The following is a 20,656-nucleotide window of genomic DNA, read 5'->3' as shown; positions in this document are numbered from 1 at the left end:
CTCCTTAGCGTTGAGATAGCGCGTCAAACACATCGCCATCGCACTTGAATTGAAGGATATGGCGTTGATGCCACAAAGCATAAAATAACAAGGTCCATGCCGCGAACCCTTCTTCTTTACCTTCGTTTTTAAATAGGGTGACAACGGCATTTTTGTCACAAATTTCCGCAATCGCGGGCTGATCAGCAACCAATGCGCCCAGTTGATCACCATGACGATTGATCCAATGCCCCACCGGTACGGTAAAACCGCGCTTCTTGGAAAAGGGCTTGGCTTCCGGCAAACGTCGGTTCAACCATTGACGCAACAGGGATTTGCCCAGCTTGTTTTTAATCTTCATGTTATCCGGCAAATAAAAGGCTGCATCCGCCACTATCGGATCCAAAAACGGCGTGCGTCCTTCCACCCCGTTTGCCATCAGGCAACGATCGAGTTTGATCAACAAATCATGGGGCAGCCAGTCGATACAATCAATGGCTTGTGCGCGTTGCAGGCGGGACCACGGAAACTTTTTGACGAGCTTTTCCGCATTCGCGATGCCTTTGTGCCAATCTTTACAGATATTGCCTTTAAAGACACCCAACCCATCAAACGTCCCGGTCGCACGAATTGCTTTGCGCAACGGCCAAGGGCGACAATAAGCCCGATAGCGCCCGTACCCGCCCAACAGTTCATCCGCGCCTTCTCCACTTAAGACGACCTTAACGTCTTTTTTCGCTTCACGCGCCAGCTTAAAAGTCGGCAGCACCGCATAATCCGCGACAGGATCGTCAATAGCTTCCGCAATTTGGGGGAGCAGGTTCAGGAAGTCCTGCTCATTAAAATCGACTTCCGTATGATCTGCGCCCACTTTCTTTGCCAGCATGCGCGCATGTTCGCGTTCGTCATGCACATCCGTACCACTGAAGCCCGCGGTAAAGGCCTTGATCGGATTATCATTCAGTTCCGCCATCAAGGACAGCAGCGCAGAAGAATCAATCCCGCCGGACAAAAACAGACCATAAGGCACATCGGCACGCTGATGAACTTTCACACTGTCCTTCAGCGCCTCTTCCAGTTCCTTCATGGCTTGATCTTCACCGATAGAACGGGACTTGCGCCCCTCTAGCGCATATTTCATGTGATGTTCAACGATCAGGCCGCGTTCAATCACCAAAGTTTCCCCCGGTAAGACCCGCTTGATCCCTTTGTAGATCGTTTTACGCCCCGTTGAAAATTGCAGCTGCAAAAACGCATCGCGCGCCGTATCGCGCACCACCGGCTTGACCAGTCCAGCCCCGATCAGGGCTTGAGGTTCTGAGGCGAAGGCAAAGCCGCGTTGGGTTTCCGCATAATAAAGCGGCTTGATCCCAAACGGGTCACGGCTGAGCACCAGACGCCCGCGTTCCGCATCATAAATAGAAATCGCAAACATGCCGCGCAGGTCATCCACAAAGGCCAAGCCTTTGCGCCCATATAAATGCAGGGGCGGTTCGCAATCTGACGCCGTTTTCATGGCGACATCAGGCAAAGCCGCGCGCAACTCGACAAAGTTATAGATTTCGCCGTTTGCACTGATCACATTGCCGTCTGGCCCGACAATCGGCTGATCGCCTGTTTCCAGATCGATGATGGCCAAACGGGTTTGCACCAACGCCACATTTTTATCGCGAAAACGCCCCTGACCATCCGGGCCACGGTGGGCAAGACAACGGGCAAAGGCATCCAGCACTTCATCACTAGGGGACGTGCCATCGATCGTCATCAAACCTGCAATACCGCACATATTTTTCGCCTTTTCGGTCTTTAATCGGTTGAACGTGCAACAGTTCTTTTATGTGTTACTTTTTGTCACTTTGTCAAAAAACTCAAGATACTTTTCAACAACCACTTTTTCGGTAAAGTTCTGTTGATAAGTCTCCCAGCCTTTGGTGGCCAGTTGATGCGCAAAGCTTTCGTCACTAAAGACCCACTTGATCGCATCTCCCATGGCGCGGTCATCATCTACCGGACATAAGACGCCATTTTTACCATGGTCAATCAACGTCCCCGGCCCCAAGCTATCGGCGGCAATGACCGGACGCCCCTGCGCCCAGCCTTCCAGCACCACATTGCCCAAGGGCTCGTGACGCGATGGGCAGATGTAGACATCACTTGCTGCAAACAAAGCCGCCGTATCTTCGCGCCAGCCCAAAAAACGCACGCGGGGGCGAATGCCCAGTTCTTCGGCCAGACTTTCTAACTGGCGGCGCAACGGGCCTTCGCCTGCCAGCCACAAATAGACATTCGGCACACGGGCCAAGGCACGCAGCAGCGTATCAAACGCCTTATTTTCATGCAAACGCCCCATGGACAGCAACAAAGGCGCATCTTCCGGCGTTGATAAATCCATACGCGAAACCGGCTCCGCGCGTTCAGACGTTACAAAGTTTGGCAAATAATGCGCGCGATCAGCGGGCCAGCCTTCTTTGACCAGATAGTCGACGATATCTTGCGTATTGCCGATCAAATGGTCACAGTTTTTGTAATATTTAAGGTCATAGTACCCACCAAGGCGGGCCACTTTGACAAATTTGCCGCGACCTGCCGGTGTTTTTTTGGTTGCGCGGTTCATCCATGTCAACACCACATCGGGTTTAAACCGTCGGATCTCGCCCTTGATCGCCATTTTGGTGCGAAAATCAAACGCGCCGCCAAACGGCAATTGGACAGGTTCTACACCGCCCGCGCGTAAGATACGGCTGCGCCCACGGTCTTCACGGATAATGACTTTTTGTTCAACATCCGTCTTCTGCAACGCAATGGCCAAACGAGTAAAAAAAGCTTCGGCGCCGCCAAATTCGGCCCCTGCCATAGTTTGAAGGATACGCATTAGATCAATTCCTCAAAAGCCGCACAGGCTTGTTCCCATCCCCAGGACCGCTGGGTTTTCAGGCAATTTCTATGTTGTTCAAACCAATGGGCCTCATCCGTCAGTAATTTAACGGCCCCTTGGGCAAAGGCGGCATCATCCTTGGCAACCACACCGGTTTTACCATCCACGACCCGTTCTGCCATTGACCCTAAATCCTGCACTACCGTCGGCGTACCCAACGCTTGCGCTTCAGCCACCGCCAGACAATAGGTTTCGTTGATATCCCCACGATAGCACATCAGGCGCGCCTGTTGCAGTTCGTCAATCAACTGGGTCTTGGTGGCTGGACCACGCAAAACCACACCAAGCTCAGCCATGCCCTCTGCGCGGATGAAAATTTCTTCCATCAATTTGGCTTTATCCGCGCCAACTGCGCCGTAAACACTAGGGCCACCAAACACGTGCAGTTCGGCTTCAGGTGCATTGGGGCGAATGTCGCGTTCCCACAAATCCAGCAACCAGTTTAGACCGCGCAACGGGTTGGAGGTAAAGACCGCACGCGGCTTCGAAATTTCCGTGCGCTCGGTTGCATGACGAAACATATCGGGGATACCATAGGGGATCACCTTGCGCCCGCCATCCGGGATCCAAGACGGCAAGGTGCGCGCATGATAGTCACCAATAAACACAATCGTCGGGCGCACTTTCCAAAACTTTTTGATATAGCGCCACTTAACCATATATCGACACGGGTTGTGCGTCCAAAACACTGTCTTTTTAGCGTTCGGCATCAAATCGATCAGTTTATCGCCCCGGTTTGCGATATATAAGTCCGCTTCGTTTGGCATGCCTTGATCGATGGGTGCCCAATCAACCCCTTTATAGACCATAGGGGCTTTACATTTGTTGCGCACCAACACTTCGTGTCCACGTTTGGCAAATTCTTCCATCATCAGGATAACCGAAGATTCCACCCCCCCAAGGGCGCGTTCTTCCAATGTTTTTCCATCAAACTCGATGCCGTCGTCGGCAAATACGATACGCGCCATTTTTATTCTTTCTCTAAGGTCGCTTTCAGGTAGGACAATAACGGATATAGACCAGCAAACAAGGCAATCAAGAAGCCATAGCCCCCTTCTTTATATCCCTTGCGTGACACATAGCACTTGAAGAAGCGAGAGAAAAGCCTTCTTAGGTTATTTGCAAAACTTCCCAGCTTGCCACTTTCGCGCAAATCTTTGGCCCGTGCGGTGGAATAACTATCCAGCCGCCGGATCATGTCGGAGATATTGCGATCCACATAATGTTTAATGCGTCCCTTCAACATCGGACCTTTCTCACCGGACCATTTAAGCGAAGGATGGAGCCGTTCTGGCCCCCATTCCTTAACGCCTTTTTTAAACAGGCCCGGATATGCCGCCTTGCCAAAAGACGCCCCCCAGCCATGGCGCACCAATCGGTCACCCACATAATTATCGACCAGCACCTCATGCCAATCAAAGGTCGTCGTCTCAATAGTGCGGCGAATTTCTTCTGCCAGTTCCGGTGTCATATGTTCGTCGGCATCAATTTCAAACACCCACTCCCCGCGACAATAGGAAATGGCGGTGTTGCGACGCTCCCCTTCCAAGGCCCACGCCCCGACATACACCTGATCGGTATATTGCTTGGCAATTTCCTCGGTACGGTCCGTGCATTTGTCGCACACGACCACGATCTCGTCTGCAAAACCAAGGGTTTCCAAGCAGGCCGCGAGGCGGTCTTCTTCATTGTGGGCGGTGATCAGGGCTGACAGTTTCATCCGAGCAAGGCCTCAAATTCCGCAGCCGCCACATCCCATGTGCGGGCGCGCTGCATCATACGGCAATCCCGGCTCATATTTTCGCGCGAGGCTGATTTGGTCAACAGATGAACCGTGACATTCGCCATACTATCCATATCCGGCACAAGGAAGCCTGTTTGACCGTTCTTCACCCGCTCTGAACACGCCCCGACGGGACGCGCGACACAGGGCAGACCAATCGCCTGCGTTTCCGCCAATGTGGAGCAATACATCTCCGTTTCCACCCCGGGATAAAGGTGGCAGGCCGCATGACGGTACGCCATCGCCATTTCAAGGTCGGAGCCGGGGCGGTGAACGATCACGTTTTTGCTGCCCATGGCCTGAACTTTTTTAAAGATCGGCTGAAGCTTTTCTGGCAGCACAAAACCGCCTTGCGCTTTAAAGAAGCTGGCAGAATAAATATGCAGGCTCGCTTCCCCATCCACTTGCGGCAAAATCTGATCCGCCCATAAATCCAGCACCTGATCCAGACCGTGCAAAGGATTTGTGGTCACGATCACGCGCGGTGGTTTTTCAGGGCTATATTCAGCCTCTGTCAGATATTCGGGGCGCACGCCCGGTGTGACGATGCCTTTTCGAAAATACTTCCACGGCTCCCACGTTCTAAAGTGAGTATCGCCCATAAAGACCACGATGGGATTATGTTTTTCCATCAACGCCTGATGAACCGGCTTATTGAGGATCTTTGCAGGGGTTGCCAGCCACAACAGTTTATGTTCCACATCGGGGAATTCATCCAGCAAGGCCGGCTTTTTGATACAGATCACCGCATCGGTCTCCGGTGGGCGCGGTGCATCAAACGGCACCCAGGATACGCCTTCAATCACCGTTGCCTGTTGGATCCGGTTGACCACACACACATCATGCCCGCGTCGCACCAAGGCAGGCCCAAGGCTTGCAACCGCTTTTTCCGTCCCGCCCATGGGCTGTGTCTTCGGGCTGTTGCCGTCATACGCGATTGAGTCATCGATGATGGTAATATGCATGAAAGTCCCCGTCTAAAACATTTGATTTAAGACTGTTATAAGGTGATTTTTTCCGTCTGCAAAGAGAAGAGCCTTGCGAAAGCCCCTCAAATATCCCACTTTCTTAAAAAATACCGCACAACAGCAAAACACAGGTTTCTAACATGCCTCTTACTTCTTGCGTCCTCCCCGCACGCGGCGTCCTCAAAATCACCGGAAATGACCGTCTGGAATTTCTACAAGGTCTGATTTCCAACGATATTAACAAGGTTACGGATCAACAGGCGATCTATTCTGCCTTTTTGACGCCACAGGGCAAATTCATCTGTGACTTTTTCATCATCGGGCAGGAAGATGGCCTGCTGGTTGATATCGCAGAAGACGCCCTGCCTGCGTTTAAGAAAAAACTGACCATGTTTAAGTTACGCGCAGATGTCACCATTGCCGATGTCAGCGCCGACTATGATGTCGTCGTCGCCTTTGGTGGGGACGAAGACCTAAATCAAGCAGGCGTCTTTGCCGATCCGCGCCTGAAAACGGCGGGCTATCGCGCGATCCTGCCCACAGGCACCACAATTGAAAACACCGAGTCGGTTGACGTTGCTGCCTATGAAACCCACCGCATTGCCTTGGGCCTGCCAGACGGCGCGCGTGACATGACACCGGAAAAATCCATCCTGCTGGAAAACGGTTTTGATGAACTGAACGGCGTGGATTGGAAAAAAGGCTGCTACATGGGCCAAGAACTCACCGCCCGCACAAAATACCGTGCCCTGATTAAAAAACGCCTGTTCCCCGTCACCTTTGAGAGCGATGCCCCTGAACGCGGCACAGCGATTATGGCGGGTAAAAAAACGGTGGGCGAAGTCCATTCCAGTCAGGGCGCACAAGCCCTTGCCACCATCAAACTGGATGCCCTTGAAGATACCCTAACAGCAAACGGCGTGGCCTTAACGGTCACCCAGCCCGACTGGATGGTAATCCCGGAACCAAAGGCTTAAAACCAAAGCGCGACAGACACAAAAAAAGGGGAACCAGACGGCTCCCCTTTTTTCTTACATATTTTAAACCAGCTTAAAGACCGCTGATCAAAATCCAAGCCACCGCGATCGGCGCGATGAAACGGCAGATGAACAACCATGCGCCAAACAGCGGGAACGGTTTTTCACCCTCGTTTGTGACTTCAGACTGCATCTTACCTGCGACGGCCCAACCGACAAACAGGGAGATCAGGATACCACCAACCGGCAACATGATGTTGGAAGCGATGTAATCCATAGAGTCGAGGAAGCCTTTTTCACCGATGATGTGGAAGTCGCTCCAGATCCCAAGGGACAGGGAAGACGGCACACCCAGTGCAAAAATCACAAAACCGAAGACAACGGCGGTAACTTTTGCATTCCAGCCTTTTTCATCCGTGAAGTAGGCCACGATCGGCTGCAACAAAGACACAGCAGACGTCAATGCAGCCACTGTCAACAACAGGAAGAACAGAATACCAAAGAAGATACCACCCGGCATTTGTGCAAAGACTGCAGGCAAAGTAATGAACGTCAGACCCGGCCCCGCTGCAGGATCAAAGCCAAATGCAAAGACCGCAGGCAGGATCAACAGACCCGCCAAAACCGCAACCGCACTATCCAGCGCGCTCACCCACACAGCAGACTTCGCGAGGTTCTCTTTTTTGTTGAGGTAAGACCCGTAAGTGATCATCGCGCCCATACCGATGGAGAGCGAGAAAAACGCCTGCGACAGTGCACCATTGAAAGTTTCAGCCGTTACTTTAGAAAAATCAGGCGACAGGAAGAATTCCAAGCCTTTTTCCGCCCCCGGCAAGGTAACCGCACGGCCGATCAAAACGATCAGCAGAACGAACAACATCGGCATCAGGATTTTACAAGCGCGTTCAATACCGCCATGTACGCCCCCCAAAACAACCGCAACTGTCAGCGCCATGAAAAAGGCGTGATACAGGATCGGCTCAACCGGATCAGAAATAAAGCCACCAAAAGCAGCGCCCAGCGTATCAGCATCGCCAACCAGCGCCCCGGACGCCATCTTGACGATATAGGCCACAGTCCAGCCTGCAACAACACTGTAGAAAGACAGGATGATAAATCCGGCCAAAACGCCCATAAAACCAACGATCGGCCACATTTTGCCTTTCAAGACAGCAAAAGCCCCGATGGGGTTACGTTGTGCGGCACGGCCGATGGCAAATTCCGCCAGCATGACGCTCAAACCGATGGTGAAAACCAAGGCGAGATAAATGATAAGAAAGGCACCGCCACCATTTTGGCCTGCCATATACGGAAATTTCCAGATGTTCCCAAGACCGACAGCAGACCCAGCTGCAGCCAATACAAATCCGAGGCGAGAGCCCCACTGTTCACGTGATTGCATAAATTAAACCCTAACAATATTTTGGGCAGAAAAGTACAGAAAAACACGTGAAATAGGCTTGCGAAGTTAGCTCATTTTTCACAACAAAAAACTGACTAAACGGTCAAATTTATAATTAAATTATAAAACACGTATGGCGATGTATTTTTAAACATCAAGAAGCGTGAGTATCGATACTATTCTTCTTTTGATTTCGCAATGCAGCAAATTGTATGGATGATATATCTCTCCTTCTATTTCTTTTGCAAGTACAAAATAAAGGCACCTGCCGTTGATTGATCAGACAGGTGCCTTTGTAACGATACAATTGAGAAAGAGGTTAAGTCTTAAAAGGCCAGCGCGTCTTCTACTTCCTGCGCTTCTTCAGCCGTCCATTGACGCACCGGCGTTGGTGCTGCCAAACGTGTCAGGGGTAAAAAGGTCCCCTCCCCCGGTTCATCCAACAGCACACTTCCATTTGGCGCGGTTACTTCAATGGCACCGTCCTGAATTTGGAACCCATAATGCGGACGCCCCGGTGACATCCCAACTTGCAACTCCCCACCCACAAAATTGGTGCCACGAATACCGATGGTCGCAACCGGTGTTCTAAAAGTCACATTCTCATAACGTGCTTGGGCAATCGCGCCGGAGACATAACGAAAGACCCCACGCAATACATCAACGGTCTGGCTTTGATCTTCCGCCTTGTCCGCCGCTGGCGAATAGATCAGCTCATCCACAATGATATGGGCTTCTTCCCCCAAAAACAGGTTCGACCCATCTCGAAATTCAATCGCCAGACGCGCCCCCGCACCTGTCTTGATTGCCTCATCCACCATCACGCTCCCGCCGATCTCTAAAGGCCGCGTACCTGACTTGCTAATCGCTTGTGCTTCCCCTTTTAATTTGAGGACGGTGCCGGCGACCTCCTCAGCTTTTGCCGCGCCTGCCAGCATGACAAAGGCAAGGATCAGGGGGAGTAAAAATCGCTGTAACATAAAGCCTCACAAAGTCGGGGGAATGATGAATGGTGATTGATAAATTCTTCTACCTAGATAATGATACCATACATCATTTTAAGACCTGCAGTTTAAAATATTCATTTGGTTGATCATGGCTATCCGCATTTCTTCCGTTCTTGCCATTTTGTTTGGCACTGTTTTTCTATCCACAGGACAAGGTCTTCACCAAGCACTTATCCCGATTGCCGCCTCCGCCTTTCAATTTGATGCGGTGGCTTTGTCCATTCTTGCCTCAGTTTATTTTGCCGGATATCTGGGCGGATGTTTTACCAGCCCGATGTTGATTAAACGGGTCGGTCATACCCGCACGCTTGCGATTGCGGCTTCGCTTCTGTCGGCCCTGTCGCTTGCTCATATTATCTGGCCAACGGAAGCCCTGTGGATTGTGGTGCGTCTGTTTGTTGGGGCGTGCTTTGCCAATATCGATGTGGTGCTCGAAAGCTGGCTTGCGGATCGCGCCCCGCCTGCAGAACGCGGCAAGCTGCTGTCGTTTTATCGTTTGTGCGACCTGTTTGCCCTTGCCATGGGGCAATTGATGATCGCCCAAGCTTCCCCTACCGAATTTACCTTGTTTGCCTATGTGGCGATCCTTGTCTCCATCGCTGTCATCGTGGTTTCCGTCTCCGTTGCGCCGACGCCAAACTTGCCGGAACAGGTGAAAGTGCGCTTTTTCCAAATGGCAAAACGGATCCCCCTGTCCATCGTCGCAGCCTCTTTCCACGGGGTAGCGTCCGGCATCTATTGGGGGTTTGCGCCGATCTTTGCCGCAGGGTTAAGCGAAGATCGCACCATGACGGGCTTTATCCTTGCTGCGACCTTATTAGGTGCGGCCCTTGCACAATTCCCCATCGGGATTGCGTCTGATAAATATGATCGTCGGATTTTGTTGCGGGTCATCAGTATGGCAACGGCCATTTCCGCCCTCTTGGTTGCCTTTACGTCCTTCTTCCTCAAGGACGTGACCATCTTTGCGATGTTTATGTATGGGGCAACGTCTTTTTGTATTTACCCCATCGCCATCACCTATGCCTTTGACCGCACACAACCCAGCGAATTTGTGGAAGTCGGGGCAACCGTGCTCATTGCTTATGGGATCGGGGCCATGGTAGGGCCCTTACTGACCCCGCTTGCCTTGCATTTTGGCAACCATTCCGGTGCGTTTGTTTTAATGGGTGTCTTTTATCTGATGATCTTCGGCTTTGCGCTGTACCGTGAAAAGGTCCGCGAACCCGTCGCCGCAGAAGAAACGGTTCAGCATATGCACGTCCCCAACACCACCCAAATCACCCTTGAGATGGACCCGCGTGTGGGGACGAAACCTGAGCCGTCTATGACGCCTGAAAAAGAAGCTTAAAACTTTCGGAGATGGTGAACAGTCTTTCAAACGGTGATTCTGACGGGCTGATGTCCAATTGCGACATCACCCGTTGCATCCCAATGCGACCAAACTTTTCACGCACCGCCTCTTCCAGCCATTGTTTGGCTTGGGTATGACGCGCAGAATTTAAAAAGCCGTTATCTTTTAAGAACGTCACATGGGTATCAAACGCACTCACCAGTTCCTCAATCCCTTGCTTATGCATGGAGGAGAGCAACAGGACGGGAATATCCCACGGGTCTGTCCCCATCCGCCCGGCAAGGTTCAAGGCCCCTTTCATATCGGACATGGCGCGCCGTGCAGGTGCACCCATATCGGCCTTGGTGATCGCCACGATATGCGGAATTTCAACAATCCCCGCCTTGATAAATTGCAAACTGTCGCCCGACCCCGGCTGCACGCAAAACAGCACGGTATCGGCAACCCCGACAATATCGGTTTCAGACTGCCCCACCCCGACCGTTTCAATCAGGACGACATCATAGACCGCGCGCATCAGCACCATGCCCGCCACAGTCAGCCCTGCCAGACCGCCCAAACGATCCCTTGCCGCCATGGAACGCACAAAGATGCCCTGATCTTCAGGATCGGTTGTAAAGCGGGTGCGATCCCCCAGCAACGCCCCACGTGTGCGCCGCGAGCTGGGGTCAACCGCGATTACCCCGACCGTGCGGCCCTGCGCGCGCCATTGCGCGATCAGGGCGTTGGTCAGGGTTGATTTACCCACGCCAGGGGGACCCGTGATCCCGATGACGTGGGCTTTCGGTTCCGTGTAGGCGCGGTTTAACAAATCCAGCGTTTCACGGGCATCGGGGGATTGCTCCACCTGTGCTAATGCCCGTGCCATCGCCGCTTTGCTACCGGCTTTCAAGGTCTCAAAATCAATCATTCAATACTGCCTGTGCTGCGGCCAATCGCGCGATTGGCACACGGAAGGGTGAACAGGAAACATAAGACAGGCCCAACTTGTGACAAAAAGCCACAGACGCCGGATCGCCGCCATGTTCCCCACAAATCCCAAGCTTGATATCAGGGCGGGTTTCACGACCGCGTTCTGCTCCCAACTTGACCAGTTCACCGACACCGTCCTGATCAATCGTGACAAACGGATCAACGTCAATCACGCCTTTTTCCTGATAAACCCGCAGGAACTTACCCGCATCATCACGTGACAAGCCATACGTCGTCTGGGTCAAATCGTTGGTCCCAAAGCTAAAGAACTCAGCTGTTTCTGCAATTTTGCCCGCTTGCAATGCTGCGCGGGGCAGTTCGATCATCGTGCCGACCATATAATCAATCTTGATGCCCATAGTCGCGCAAACTTCTTTAGCGACCGTATCGACCACCTCTTTCATGCGGTCCAGCTCGCGCTTCATGGCAACCAACGGGATCATGATTTCCGGCACAACGGGCTTGCCACCTGCCTTGGTCACGTTACAGGCTGCTTCAAAGATCGCGCGGGCCTGCATCTCGTAAATCTCAGGGTACGTGATGCCCAGACGACAGCCCCGGTGGCCCAACATCGGGTTTTGTTCTGCCAGTTCTTCCGCACGTTCTTTCACATGCTGAACGGACATGCCCGCAAGTTTCGCCACTTCCGCCATATCATGTTCGGTATGGGGCAAAAATTCGTGCAACGGCGGATCCAACAAACGGATGGTGACGGGCAGACCTTCCATGATCTTAAACAGGTCTTCAAAGTCCTGACGCTGGAACGGCAGGATATGGGCCAAGGCCTCGCGACGTTTAGCTTCCCCATCCGCCAAGATCATCTCACGGACGTAATTGATCCGGCTGCTGTCAAAGAACATATGTTCCGTGCGACACAGGCCAATGCCTTCAGCCCCAAACTTGCGCGCCATTTCCGCATCATGCGGGGTTTCCGCGTTGGTGCGCACCCCCATGGTGCGGACTTCATCTACCCAGCCCATGAGGGTTGCAAAATCGCCTGACAATTCCGGCTGGATTGTCGGGACAGTGCCCGCAATCACCTGACCTGTCCCGCCGTCCAAGGTAATCACATCCCCTTCCGCAAAGACTTTGCCATCCATGGTGGTCACGGTCTTGGCTTTATAGTCCACCTTCATGTCACCGGCACCGGACACACAGGGCGTGCCCATGCCGCGGGCAACCACGGCTGCGTGGGACGTCATGCCGCCACGGGTGGTCAAAATCCCTTCGGACACATGCATGCCACCGATATCTTCGGGGCTGGTTTCGGTACGGACCAGAATAACAGCTTCTTTGCGCTTCACCCAATTTTCCGCATCTTCCGCTGAAAAGACGATGCGGCCCGTTGCGGCACCTGGGGAGGCTGGCAAGGCTTGAGAAATCACTTCACGCGGGGCATCCGGGTCAAGGGTCGGGTGCAGCAATTGATCAAGCGAGTGCGGCTCAAGGCGCATGATCGCTTCTTCTTTGCTGATCAGCCCTTCGTTGCACATATCAACCGCCATGGTCAGCGCGGCTTTGACGGTCCGTTTGCCGACACGGGTTTGCAACATCCAGAGTTTGCCTTTCTGGATGGTGAACTCCATATCCTGCATGTCTTTATAGTGTGCTTCCAGCGTATGACGGATGTCATCCAGTTCCTTAAAGGTCACCGGCATGACTTCTTCCATTGCCGCCAAATCTGATCCGGCTTCTTCTTTTTCAAAGACGGTCAGGGGCTGCGGCGTGCGGATCCCCGCAACCACATCTTCGCCCTGCGCGTTGATCAGATACTCCCCATAAAAATGGTTCGCGCCCGTGGACGGGTTGCGCGAGAAACAGACGCCTGTTGCACAGTCATCGCCCATATTGCCAAAGACCATCGCCTGAATATTAACAGCCGTGCCCCATTGTGCCGGAATATTATGCAAGGCGCGGTAAGTGTTCGCGCGTGTATTCATCCACGATTTAAAGACCGCGCCGATAGCCCCCCACAATTGGGCTTTCGGGTCTTGCGGGAAGTCTTCTTCCAGTTCTTCCTTCACCTTGGCTTTAAACTGGTCACACAGTTCTTTCCAATCCGCACCTGTCAGATCGGTATCAAGGGTATAATCTTTTTCGTCTTTAAGATATTCCAGCAATTCTTCAAAGATGTAATGGTCAACGCCCAGCACCACATCAGAATACATCTGGATAAAACGGCGGTAGCTATCATAGGCAAAGCGGTCATCACCGGATGCTGCGGCAAGACCAGCCACGGTCTCGTCATTCAGGCCAAGGTTCAGGACCGTGTCCATCATACCGGGCATAGAAGCACGCGCACCGGATCGCACAGAAACAAGTAACGGCGAGGTCGGATCACCAAATTTGGCATCCATAATGCCTTCAATCGTCGCCAGCGCCTCTCTGACCTGATCTTCCAGATCAGCCGGATAGGTTCTGTCGTTGTCATAAAAATGGGTACAGACCTCGGTTGTGATGGTGAAGCCTGCGGGCACAGGCAGTCCGAGGTTGCTCATTTCCGCCAGGTTGGCGCCTTTGCCACCCAGCAATTCCTTCATTTCTGCACGGCCTTCAGCCGCACCGTTGCCGAAGGTGTACACCCATTTGGTCATGTTTAGTTCCTTTGTGCGTCATCCCGCCTGCTCGGCAGACGGGATGCCAATTATGCCAAACGGTCTTATCCCTCCAGTTTGGAGAAATCTGCAAGCCCGTCCAGTGCACGACCGATTTGCGACAACAAGCGCAAACGGTTGACCCGTACATCAGCTGACTGGCAGTTGACCGTCACCTTATCGAAGAATGCATCAACCGGCCCCCGCAAGGAAGCCAAAGCCCCCATTGCCACGGTGAATTGTTCTTCTTTAAGAGCAGCATCCAGATCCCCCATGACTGGTTCCAGCTTCTCAAACAGCTTAACTTCCGCCTCTTCTTCCAGAAGGGAAGCATCAACAGCGCCATCATATTTGGCACCATCTTTCTTTTCTTCAATACGCACGATGTTGGTGGCGCGACGGTAAGCCGCTACCAGATTCGCCCCATCGTCACTTGCCAAGAACTCTTTCAAGGCTTCAACGCGAGCCATCAGACGTACCAGATCATCTTCGTCGCCTTTTTCAAAGACAGCCGTGATCAGGTCATGCGCAATGCCTTTGTCTTTCAGATAAACCTTCAAACGATCCGCAAAGAAATGCAGCAGGTTACGCTCATTCTCCGCCGTGTTGGACGGCACCGCACTCAACCCGTTGACGGTTGAATAGGCCGTGTGCGCATCGGAAAAGACCTTCAACAGGTTGAGGCGCAGATTATTTTCAAGGATCAGACGGATCACGCCCAAGGCCGCACGACGCAACGCGAACGGATCTTTAGACCCTGTCGGTTTTTCATCAATAGACCAGAAGCCCACAAGCGTATCGACTTTATCCGCCATCGCAACCGCAACCGAGTTGGGTGCAGACGGGCAGGCATCACCCGGCCCTTGCGGCGAATAATGTTCCGCAATCGCTTTGGAAACAGCTTCGTCTTCACCTTTATGTTTGGCGTAATATTCCCCCATGATGCCTTGCAGCTCAGGGAATTCATACACCATTTCAGAAACCAGATCGGCTTTAGCCAAATGTGCAGCCTTACAGGCTTTGCCCAGATCAGCACCGTCGATCATCTCTGCCAGACGGCCAGACAGTTTTTCCAGACGCTTGACCTTTTGGCCCATGGACCCAAGCTTGGCGTGGAACAACATGTCGTCCAGTTTCGGCAACAAGTCTTCGAGGTTCTTTTTCAAGTCCTGATCCCAGAAGAATTTGGCATCAGACAAACGCGCCCGCAGCACGCGCTCGTTCCCTGCAACGATGGCTTTCCCACCGTCCGGTGCTTCTTTGTTAGCAACAACAATAAAGCGCGGCGCAAGGCTGCCGTCTTCTTTCAGGCAGGAAAAATACTTCTGGTGTGAACGCATGGAGGTGATCAAACATTCCTGCGGCACAGCCATAAAGGCGTCATCGATCTGACCGGCATGAACCATCGGCCATTCCACAAGTCCAGACACTTCGTTCAACAGGCCTTCATCTTCTTTCAGGATGAAGCCTTCCTGTTTCGCGACAGCTTTTGCGACTTCGTGGATGGTTTCTTTGCGTTCTTCCTGATCCAGAATGACTTTATGTTCGCGCAACAAGTTTGCGTAAGACGCAAAGTCATCAACGCTAAATTCTTTCGGCGCAAGGAAACGGTGCCCACGGGTATAGCCACAAGACGTGATCGGCCCAAAGGTAAACGGCACGACCGCGCCATTCATGATGCACAGGATATTCTGCAACGGACGCACCCACTTAAGGGAGTTCGATCCCCATTTCATGGACTTCGGCCAAGGCAGATCATTCAGGGCGGCGACGAGAATTTCCGGCAAAACGGCAACAGTGTCCTGCCCTTTCTTCTCGATTACGGCAACATAGAAGCTGCCTTTTTTACCTTCCTGAATTTCACATTCTTCCAGCGTCAGGCCGGTGGAGCCCAAAAAGCCCTGAATAGCTTTATCCGGCGCGCCCACTTTCGGGCCTTTGCGTTCTTCGCGCACATCCGGCTGTTTTTCCGGCAAACCATCAATCACCAGCGCCAAGCGACGTGGTGTGACGTAAGAACGCGCGATGGAGAACCCAAGGCCTGCGTTTTTCAAACCATCTGTGACCAGACGTTTCAGATCGTCCGCTGCGCGAACTTGCATGCGTGCGGGGATTTCCTCGCTCAACAATTCTAAGAGAAGTTCAGCCATGATTATGCCCCCTCGCCCACTTGTGTTTTCATCCAGGCTTCTGCGCAGCCTTTTGCCATTGCACGGACACGACCAATATAGGCCGCCCGTTCCGTCACCGAGATCACCCCACGGGCGTCCAACAGGTTGAAGGTATGGCTGGCACGGATACATTGCTCATACGCGGGCAGCGGTAATGGCTCATCGAGGGACAGCAGATGCGAACATTGCGTCTCTGCATCACGGAAATGCTGGAACAGGATATCTGTGTTCGCATGCTCAAAGTTATAGGCCGATTGCTCTTTCTCGTTCTGCAAGAAGACATCACCATACGTCACGCCTTCCCCGTTGAAATCGAGGTCATAGACATTTTCCACGCCCTGAATATACATGGCGAGACGTTCCAGACCGTAGGTCAGCTCGACCGCAACCGGGTCACATTCAATGCCGCCGACTTGCTGGAAGTAGGTAAACTGGGTGACTTCCATGCCATCCAACCAGACTTCCCAGCCCAGCCCCCAAGCGCCCAATGTCGGGCTTTCCCAGTCATCTTCCACAAAGCGGATGTCATGCAGATCCGTATCAATGCCCAAATGCTTAAGGCTTTCCAGATACAGTTCCTGGGAATTATCCGGTGAGGGCTTCAACACCACCTGAAACTGGTAATAATGCTGCAAACGGTTTGGGTTTTCCCCATAGCGACCATCGACAGGGCGACGTGACGGCTGAACATACGCCGTTTTCCACGGTTTTGGGCCCAACGTGCGCAACGTCGTTGCCGGATGGAACGTACCGGCGCCCACTTCCATATCAAGCGGTTGCAGGATTACACAGCCCTTTTCGGCCCAGAAATTCTGGAGCGAAAGGATCAAATTCTGGAAACATGTTTTCTTGTTGGGTGTCGTGCCCATGGTCTTCACAATCATAAAAAGCGGTTTTGCAGTGCGAAAAATTAACGGAATTACAGAGGCGGGGTCAAGCGTTGTTACTTAACTATTTGTCGTTGGGACATCCCTCTTTGCCACATCCGCATTTTTTACCGGCGAGAACGTAATCTCCGCATTTAGGACAGGCGACCAGATCTTCATAGTCCGCTTCCTGCACCGTCTCGCGGCGCGACTGGGGTGCCGCGCTGTCTTTGCGGTCATTTCGCGGTGTTTTTTCCTGGCGCTCCTGCAGGCGGTTCAGCCATTTAAAGCCGTACCAGACAGCCGCAATAATCGCGACAGTGAAAAGCAGTTTCGAAGGACTTAAACCAAACATAAAAAGCGCCTGTTCCAAATACGATAAAAAAGGAACACTTTTTTAGAACATTCTGTGCGTGATTACAATCAGCTTCCCGCTTTAAAATCCTCAGAAAAGGTATTAAACGATTCGAACTCGTCCGGGCCCTTTTTCTTCTTCTGGGCCTTTTTCTCGATCGACTGGCGTCCTGCGGGCTGGGGCTTGGGGGAAGGGCGCGGTGGTGGGGTCGGTTTTGTCCTGATCCCCGTTGAAGGCGCAGCCCCTTCTGCGGCATCCGGTTGAATACCGGTTTTCGCAACCGCCATATCGGGCGCTTCTTCCTGATCGGGCGTCAGGGTGCGCGCCACTTCCATCTCGCCCGTCAACCCAGCAGATGGCTCCTCTGTCCCGGTCGGACGTTTATAAGCCGGGGCCGGACGTTGCAGACCTTGCCCTTGTTGCAGATTTTGCACCTGCATTTGCAATGACGCGACATCACCTTGCAAACGCTCAATATTTTTCTGCATTTCGCCAAACGTTTCTTCCAGATGGCCTTCCATGCCCTCTTTAAAACGCTTGCCTTCTTCTTTATTTTCATCACGCATCCATTTGATGCGCTTTTTGGTATCGCTATCGACCCACTCCTGCAACTCCTTGACCTTTTTATCAAAGTCCTTACGCACGCCAACCTTTACGTCGTAAATGGAGTTTGCAACGTTACCCAGATAATAAACGATGAAGAAACCAACCAATACCGCAACAGCGACACCAACGGTAATGGCAATGGTTGCCGTCCCGCTCATGCTCGCCTCCGCGCATCAGACGCCAGAACGCCAAATTGGTTGATCCACACTCTCATTCAATCACTCATCCCTATTTTTTACAGCCCTATAGCACCTAGAGTGTTGCAGACTCCAGGTATAAACTCCATAAAAAAAATCAAACCGACAAGTCCAGCCCCACCCCTTCCTTTAAAATGGACGCCGCTTGTGAAGTGTATTGCCCGTCATCATCATGCACCACCAGACCGGAAGCAAATTTCAACGGCGACTTTAATCCCTTGCGCCCCTGCAAGATAAAACGTTTCGCCCCGCGTCTTTGCGGCCCTGTCGGATTCATGGACCATAGGGGATACAAAACAATCTCGCCCAGCCTGCCTTGCAGACACGCCAGTGTTTCTTCCAATCTTTCAACGCGGTTAATAAAGGTAACGGACCCTTTCGGCTTGGCCATACGCAGCATATAATCCACCCATTGCTTCAAGGTCGCGTCCTCTTCCATATGGGCACGCGCCTTAATCTCGTTGGGCGGACGATGACCAGAACCACTTTCATAAAACGGGGGATTCGCCATCACATGATCAAAACTATTCGGTTCTGGGTCCATCGGACGGGTGGATAAATCCCCTTCCACGACCCGAAAACGCTCCTGCATTTTGTTAAGCGCAATATTCTGCGCCGCGATGGCAACCAGATCGCTTTGAATTTCCAAGCCCGTAACCTGCACACCATCAACGCGCGCTGCCAAACATAGAGACGCTGCCCCGACCCCGCAGCCTACATCCAACACCTTTTGCCCTGCTTTGGCTTTTATGCTTGCTGCCAAAAAGACCGGATCGGTCGCCGCGCGATAGCCCTCGACAGGTTGCAGCAAACGCACCTTGCCATCCAGAAACAGGTCTTCACTCAGCTTCACAAGCCATTACTCCGTTTTGCAGGTCGTCCAAGACCCGTTTTGCACGGTGATAATCTTCATCACTCACCATCACCCGGTGCGATGCAATGGACATATCACCGGGAAAGAGACTGCCGACAAAACCATCAAAAACATCAAAGGCCACCTGCTCTTCATTCAGGTGGTGTCGCAGGGCAGACACCAAAACCAGATCCCCTGTCGCAACTAACTCTTTCATAAATTGCCATACCCTCTTCCAACGTTGGCCCAAACCTGCTATTTCACTATCGTCTTATCCCGCCTCACGCGATCGGGGTCAAGGCAAACAGAGATAATTTTGACTTTATGGAATACCATGGATAAGCCCTCGTCAAGCCCAACTGCCGTTGAAACCCTCACCCATCTGGTTGCCGATGACCTCAAGGCCGTCAACGAGGCGATTATCGAACGGATGCAAAGCCCGGTGGCCCTGATCCCGCAACTGGCAGGCCACATCATCGCGGCGGGCGGCAAACGCCTGCGCCCAATGTTAACGCTCGCAAGTGCGCAGTTGCTGGACTATGACGGCGACAAACACATCGGCCTCGCCGCCTGTGTAGAGTTCATTCATACAGCAACTCTCCTGCATGACGATGTGGTGGACGAAAGCGATCTACGCCGTGGGCAAGACAGCGCAAACGCCATCTGGGGCAACAAAGCCAGCGTTCTGGTCGGTGACTTTCTGTTCAGCCGCAGTTTTGAATTGATGGTGCAAGCTGACAGCCTCAAGGTCATGGAAATTCTCTCTCACGCTTCCTCTGTGATTGCCGAAGGGGAAGTCCTTCAGCTCATCACCGCCAACGACGCAGACACCACCGAAGCCGCTTACCTTGAAGTGATCCAAGCCAAAACCGCCCAGCTTTTCGCCGCTGCCTGCCATGTGGGTGGTCTGGTTGCAGGTGCCACACCGGAACAGGAAGAAGCGCTGCAATCCTACGGCAATAACCTCGGCATCGCCTTCCAGCTTATTGATGACGCACTTGATTATTCTGCCAAACAAGCCGAACTCGGCAAAGCCGTTGGCGACGATTTCCGCGATGGCAAAATGACCTTACCGGTCATTCTGGCCGTTGCACGTGGCGATGACGCAGAAAAATCCTTCTGGAAACGCACGCAAGAAGATCAAGTCTTCCAAGAGGGTGATCTGGAACATGCACTCAGCCTGTTAACAAAACACAACACGCTGAATGACACCGTCACACGCGCACGTGACTATGGCGAAAAAGCCATCAATGACCTGGATATCTTCCCGGAAAGCCCGGCACGCGAAGCCCTTAAAGGCATTGTCGAATTCTGTATCGAACGGGCCTACTAAAAAAATAAAAAAGGGGCTTGCCACCCATCAAATGAAAGGCTATATACCGCCACACAAATTCAGACGGTGTCCCGAAACACACAACACCGTCGGTCTTATCGGTAACGGGAAGTAGCTCAGCCTGGTAGAGCACTGTCTTCGGGAGGCAGGGGCCGGAGGTTCGAATCCTCTCTTCCCGACCAACATAACCCCTTGGAAAACCAAGGGGTTTTTTGTTTCTGCAAAACATAGCTGAAAACCTTGTGTCCATTTTGGGTCTTATTTGGGTCCATGCTATTTTGAAGGTATTTTGTCTTTTATGGGC

Annotated in this window: 18 protein-coding genes and 1 tRNA gene; 4 read left to right on the top strand and 15 right to left on the bottom strand. The window is 52.5% G+C overall.

Annotated features, from left to right (window positions below; all coding sequences use genetic code 11):
• Window positions 1-4: 4 nt before the first annotated feature.
• Genes asnB through Q397_RS0112275 form a run of 5 tightly spaced genes read right to left on the bottom strand, consistent with a single transcriptional unit; the run spans window position 5 to window position 5,662 of the window.
• The gene (gene asnB, locus Q397_RS0112295; protein ID WP_028879677.1) at window positions 5-1,765 is read right to left on the bottom strand and encodes an asparagine synthase (glutamine-hydrolyzing); all 1,761 of its coding nucleotides are present in this window, start codon (window positions 1,763-1,765) and stop codon (window positions 5-7) included.
• Between the two features lie 48 nt (window positions 1,766-1,813).
• Window positions 1,814-2,851: a glycosyltransferase gene (locus Q397_RS0112290; protein WP_038013761.1), complete on the bottom strand. Its 1,038-nt coding sequence runs from the start codon at window positions 2,849-2,851 to the stop codon at window positions 1,814-1,816.
• Window positions 2,851-3,882, bottom strand: coding sequence for a glycosyltransferase family 4 protein (locus Q397_RS0112285; protein ID WP_028879675.1), 1,032 nt, complete (start codon window positions 3,880-3,882; stop codon window positions 2,851-2,853). The genes Q397_RS0112290 and Q397_RS0112285 overlap by 1 nt, the downstream gene beginning before the upstream one ends.
• Window positions 3,883-3,884: 2 nt before the next feature.
• Window positions 3,885-4,634 carry a glycosyltransferase family 2 protein gene (locus Q397_RS0112280; protein WP_028879674.1) on the bottom strand — a complete coding sequence of 250 codons (750 nt, stop codon included), beginning with the start codon at window positions 4,632-4,634 and terminating at the stop codon, window positions 3,885-3,887.
• A complete protein-coding gene (locus Q397_RS0112275; protein WP_028879673.1) occupies window positions 4,631-5,662 on the bottom strand; it encodes a glycosyltransferase in 1,032 nt (343 codons plus the stop codon). Before Q397_RS0112275 ends, Q397_RS0112280 begins: the two co-directional genes overlap by 4 nt.
• 143 nt (window positions 5,663-5,805) lie before the next feature.
• On the opposite strand from Q397_RS0112275, the gene ygfZ reads away from it, so the two are divergent.
• A complete protein-coding gene (gene ygfZ, locus Q397_RS0112270; RefSeq protein ID WP_028879672.1) occupies window positions 5,806-6,642 on the top strand; it encodes a CAF17-like 4Fe-4S cluster assembly/insertion protein YgfZ in 837 nt (278 codons plus the stop codon).
• A gap of 73 nt (window positions 6,643-6,715) precedes the next feature.
• Here ygfZ and Q397_RS0112265 read toward each other — a convergent pair whose 3' ends face one another.
• Complete coding sequence (locus Q397_RS0112265; RefSeq protein WP_028879671.1) at window positions 6,716-8,044, bottom strand: sodium-dependent transporter; 1,329 nt, start codon at window positions 8,042-8,044, stop codon at window positions 6,716-6,718.
• Between the two features lie 326 nt (window positions 8,045-8,370).
• Window positions 8,371-9,024 (bottom strand): FecR family protein, encoded by a 654-nt coding sequence (locus tag Q397_RS0112260; RefSeq protein WP_028879670.1) that lies wholly within the window; start codon window positions 9,022-9,024, stop codon window positions 8,371-8,373.
• A 115-nt stretch (window positions 9,025-9,139) separates the two neighbouring features.
• Here Q397_RS0112260 and Q397_RS0112255 point away from each other — a divergent pair, with 115 nt between their 5' ends.
• Window positions 9,140-10,402: an MFS transporter gene (locus tag Q397_RS0112255; protein WP_028879669.1), complete on the top strand. Its 1,263-nt coding sequence runs from the start codon at window positions 9,140-9,142 to the stop codon at window positions 10,400-10,402.
• Here Q397_RS0112255 and meaB read toward each other — a convergent pair.
• From meaB to Q397_RS0112215, 8 genes are all read right to left on the bottom strand, one after another.
• On the bottom strand, window positions 10,377-11,315 hold the full coding sequence (meaB, locus tag Q397_RS22330; RefSeq protein ID WP_038013758.1) for a methylmalonyl Co-A mutase-associated GTPase MeaB: 939 nt from the start codon (window positions 11,313-11,315) through the stop codon (window positions 10,377-10,379). The genes Q397_RS0112255 and meaB overlap by 26 nt on opposite strands.
• Complete coding sequence (ppdK, locus tag Q397_RS0112245) at window positions 11,308-13,971, bottom strand: pyruvate, phosphate dikinase (protein WP_028879668.1); 2,664 nt, start codon at window positions 13,969-13,971, stop codon at window positions 11,308-11,310. Before ppdK ends, meaB begins: the two co-directional genes overlap by 8 nt.
• 65 nt (window positions 13,972-14,036) lie before the next feature.
• The gene (glyS, locus tag Q397_RS0112240; RefSeq protein WP_028879667.1) at window positions 14,037-16,121 is read right to left on the bottom strand and encodes a glycine--tRNA ligase subunit beta; all 2,085 of its coding nucleotides are present in this window, start codon (window positions 16,119-16,121) and stop codon (window positions 14,037-14,039) included.
• Between the two features lie 2 nt (window positions 16,122-16,123).
• Entirely contained in the window at window positions 16,124-17,011 is an 888-nt protein-coding gene (locus Q397_RS0112235) for a glycine--tRNA ligase subunit alpha (protein ID WP_028879666.1), read from the bottom strand.
• A gap of 82 nt (window positions 17,012-17,093) precedes the next feature.
• Window positions 17,094-17,363: a hypothetical protein gene (locus Q397_RS22325; protein ID WP_038013756.1), complete on the bottom strand. Its 270-nt coding sequence runs from the start codon at window positions 17,361-17,363 to the stop codon at window positions 17,094-17,096.
• A 68-nt stretch (window positions 17,364-17,431) separates the two neighbouring features.
• Complete coding sequence (locus Q397_RS0112225) at window positions 17,432-18,127, bottom strand: hypothetical protein (RefSeq protein ID WP_028879665.1); 696 nt, start codon at window positions 18,125-18,127, stop codon at window positions 17,432-17,434.
• Window positions 18,128-18,263: 136 nt separating this feature from the next.
• Window positions 18,264-19,019: a tRNA1(Val) (adenine(37)-N6)-methyltransferase gene (locus Q397_RS22320; protein ID WP_038013753.1), complete on the bottom strand. Its 756-nt coding sequence runs from the start codon at window positions 19,017-19,019 to the stop codon at window positions 18,264-18,266.
• On the bottom strand, window positions 19,006-19,236 hold the full coding sequence (locus Q397_RS0112215) for a putative signal transducing protein (RefSeq protein ID WP_028879664.1): 231 nt from the start codon (window positions 19,234-19,236) through the stop codon (window positions 19,006-19,008). The genes Q397_RS22320 and Q397_RS0112215 overlap by 14 nt, the downstream gene beginning before the upstream one ends.
• 117 nt (window positions 19,237-19,353) lie before the next feature.
• On the opposite strand from Q397_RS0112215, the gene Q397_RS0112210 reads away from it, so the two are divergent.
• Window positions 19,354-20,352 carry a polyprenyl synthetase family protein gene (locus tag Q397_RS0112210; RefSeq protein WP_028879663.1) on the top strand — a complete coding sequence of 333 codons (999 nt, stop codon included), beginning with the start codon at window positions 19,354-19,356 and terminating at the stop codon, window positions 20,350-20,352.
• 105 nt (window positions 20,353-20,457) lie between these two features.
• Window positions 20,458-20,534 (top strand) — tRNA-Pro (locus Q397_RS0112205).
• Window positions 20,535-20,656: the final 122 nt, after the last annotated feature.

This window comes from Terasakiella pusilla DSM 6293 (assembly GCF_000688235.1).
GTDB classification, from domain to species: domain Bacteria; phylum Pseudomonadota; class Alphaproteobacteria; order Rhodospirillales; family Terasakiellaceae; genus Terasakiella; species Terasakiella pusilla.
Note: the sequence above shows the minus strand (reverse complement) of the source record. Positions and strands in the feature narration are given on the sequence as shown.

Bases quoted from the DNA above. Each gene is read 5' to 3' on its own strand.
- asnB (WP_028879677.1), bottom strand. From the start codon at position 1,765: ATGTGCGGTATTGCAGGTTTGATGACGATCGATGGCACGTCCCCTAGT.
- Q397_RS0112290 (WP_038013761.1), bottom strand. From the start codon at position 2,851: ATGCGTATCCTTCAAACTATGGCAGGGGCCGAATTTGGCGGCGCCGAA.
- Q397_RS0112285 (WP_028879675.1), bottom strand. From the start codon at position 3,882: ATGGCGCGTATCGTATTTGCCGACGACGGCATCGAGTTTGATGGAAAA.
- Q397_RS0112280 (WP_028879674.1), bottom strand. From the start codon at position 4,634: ATGAAACTGTCAGCCCTGATCACCGCCCACAATGAAGAAGACCGCCTC.
- Q397_RS0112275 (WP_028879673.1), bottom strand. From the start codon at position 5,662: ATGCATATTACCATCATCGATGACTCAATCGCGTATGACGGCAACAGC.
- ygfZ (WP_028879672.1), top strand. From the start codon at position 5,806: ATGCCTCTTACTTCTTGCGTCCTCCCCGCACGCGGCGTCCTCAAAATC.
- Q397_RS0112265 (WP_028879671.1), bottom strand. From the start codon at position 8,044: ATGCAATCACGTGAACAGTGGGGCTCTCGCCTCGGATTTGTATTGGCT.
- Q397_RS0112260 (WP_028879670.1), bottom strand. From the start codon at position 9,024: ATGTTACAGCGATTTTTACTCCCCCTGATCCTTGCCTTTGTCATGCTG.
- Q397_RS0112255 (WP_028879669.1), top strand. From the start codon at position 9,140: ATGGCTATCCGCATTTCTTCCGTTCTTGCCATTTTGTTTGGCACTGTT.
- meaB (WP_038013758.1), bottom strand. From the start codon at position 11,315: ATGATTGATTTTGAGACCTTGAAAGCCGGTAGCAAAGCGGCGATGGCA.
- ppdK (WP_028879668.1), bottom strand. From the start codon at position 13,971: ATGACCAAATGGGTGTACACCTTCGGCAACGGTGCGGCTGAAGGCCGT.
- glyS (WP_028879667.1), bottom strand. From the start codon at position 16,121: ATGGCTGAACTTCTCTTAGAATTGTTGAGCGAGGAAATCCCCGCACGC.
- Q397_RS0112235 (WP_028879666.1), bottom strand. From the start codon at position 17,011: ATGGGCACGACACCCAACAAGAAAACATGTTTCCAGAATTTGATCCTT.
- Q397_RS22325 (WP_038013756.1), bottom strand. From the start codon at position 17,363: ATGTTTGGTTTAAGTCCTTCGAAACTGCTTTTCACTGTCGCGATTATT.
- Q397_RS0112225 (WP_028879665.1), bottom strand. From the start codon at position 18,127: ATGAGCGGGACGGCAACCATTGCCATTACCGTTGGTGTCGCTGTTGCG.
- Q397_RS0112215 (WP_028879664.1), bottom strand. From the start codon at position 19,236: ATGAAAGAGTTAGTTGCGACAGGGGATCTGGTTTTGGTGTCTGCCCTG.
- Q397_RS0112210 (WP_028879663.1), top strand. From the start codon at position 19,354: ATGGATAAGCCCTCGTCAAGCCCAACTGCCGTTGAAACCCTCACCCAT.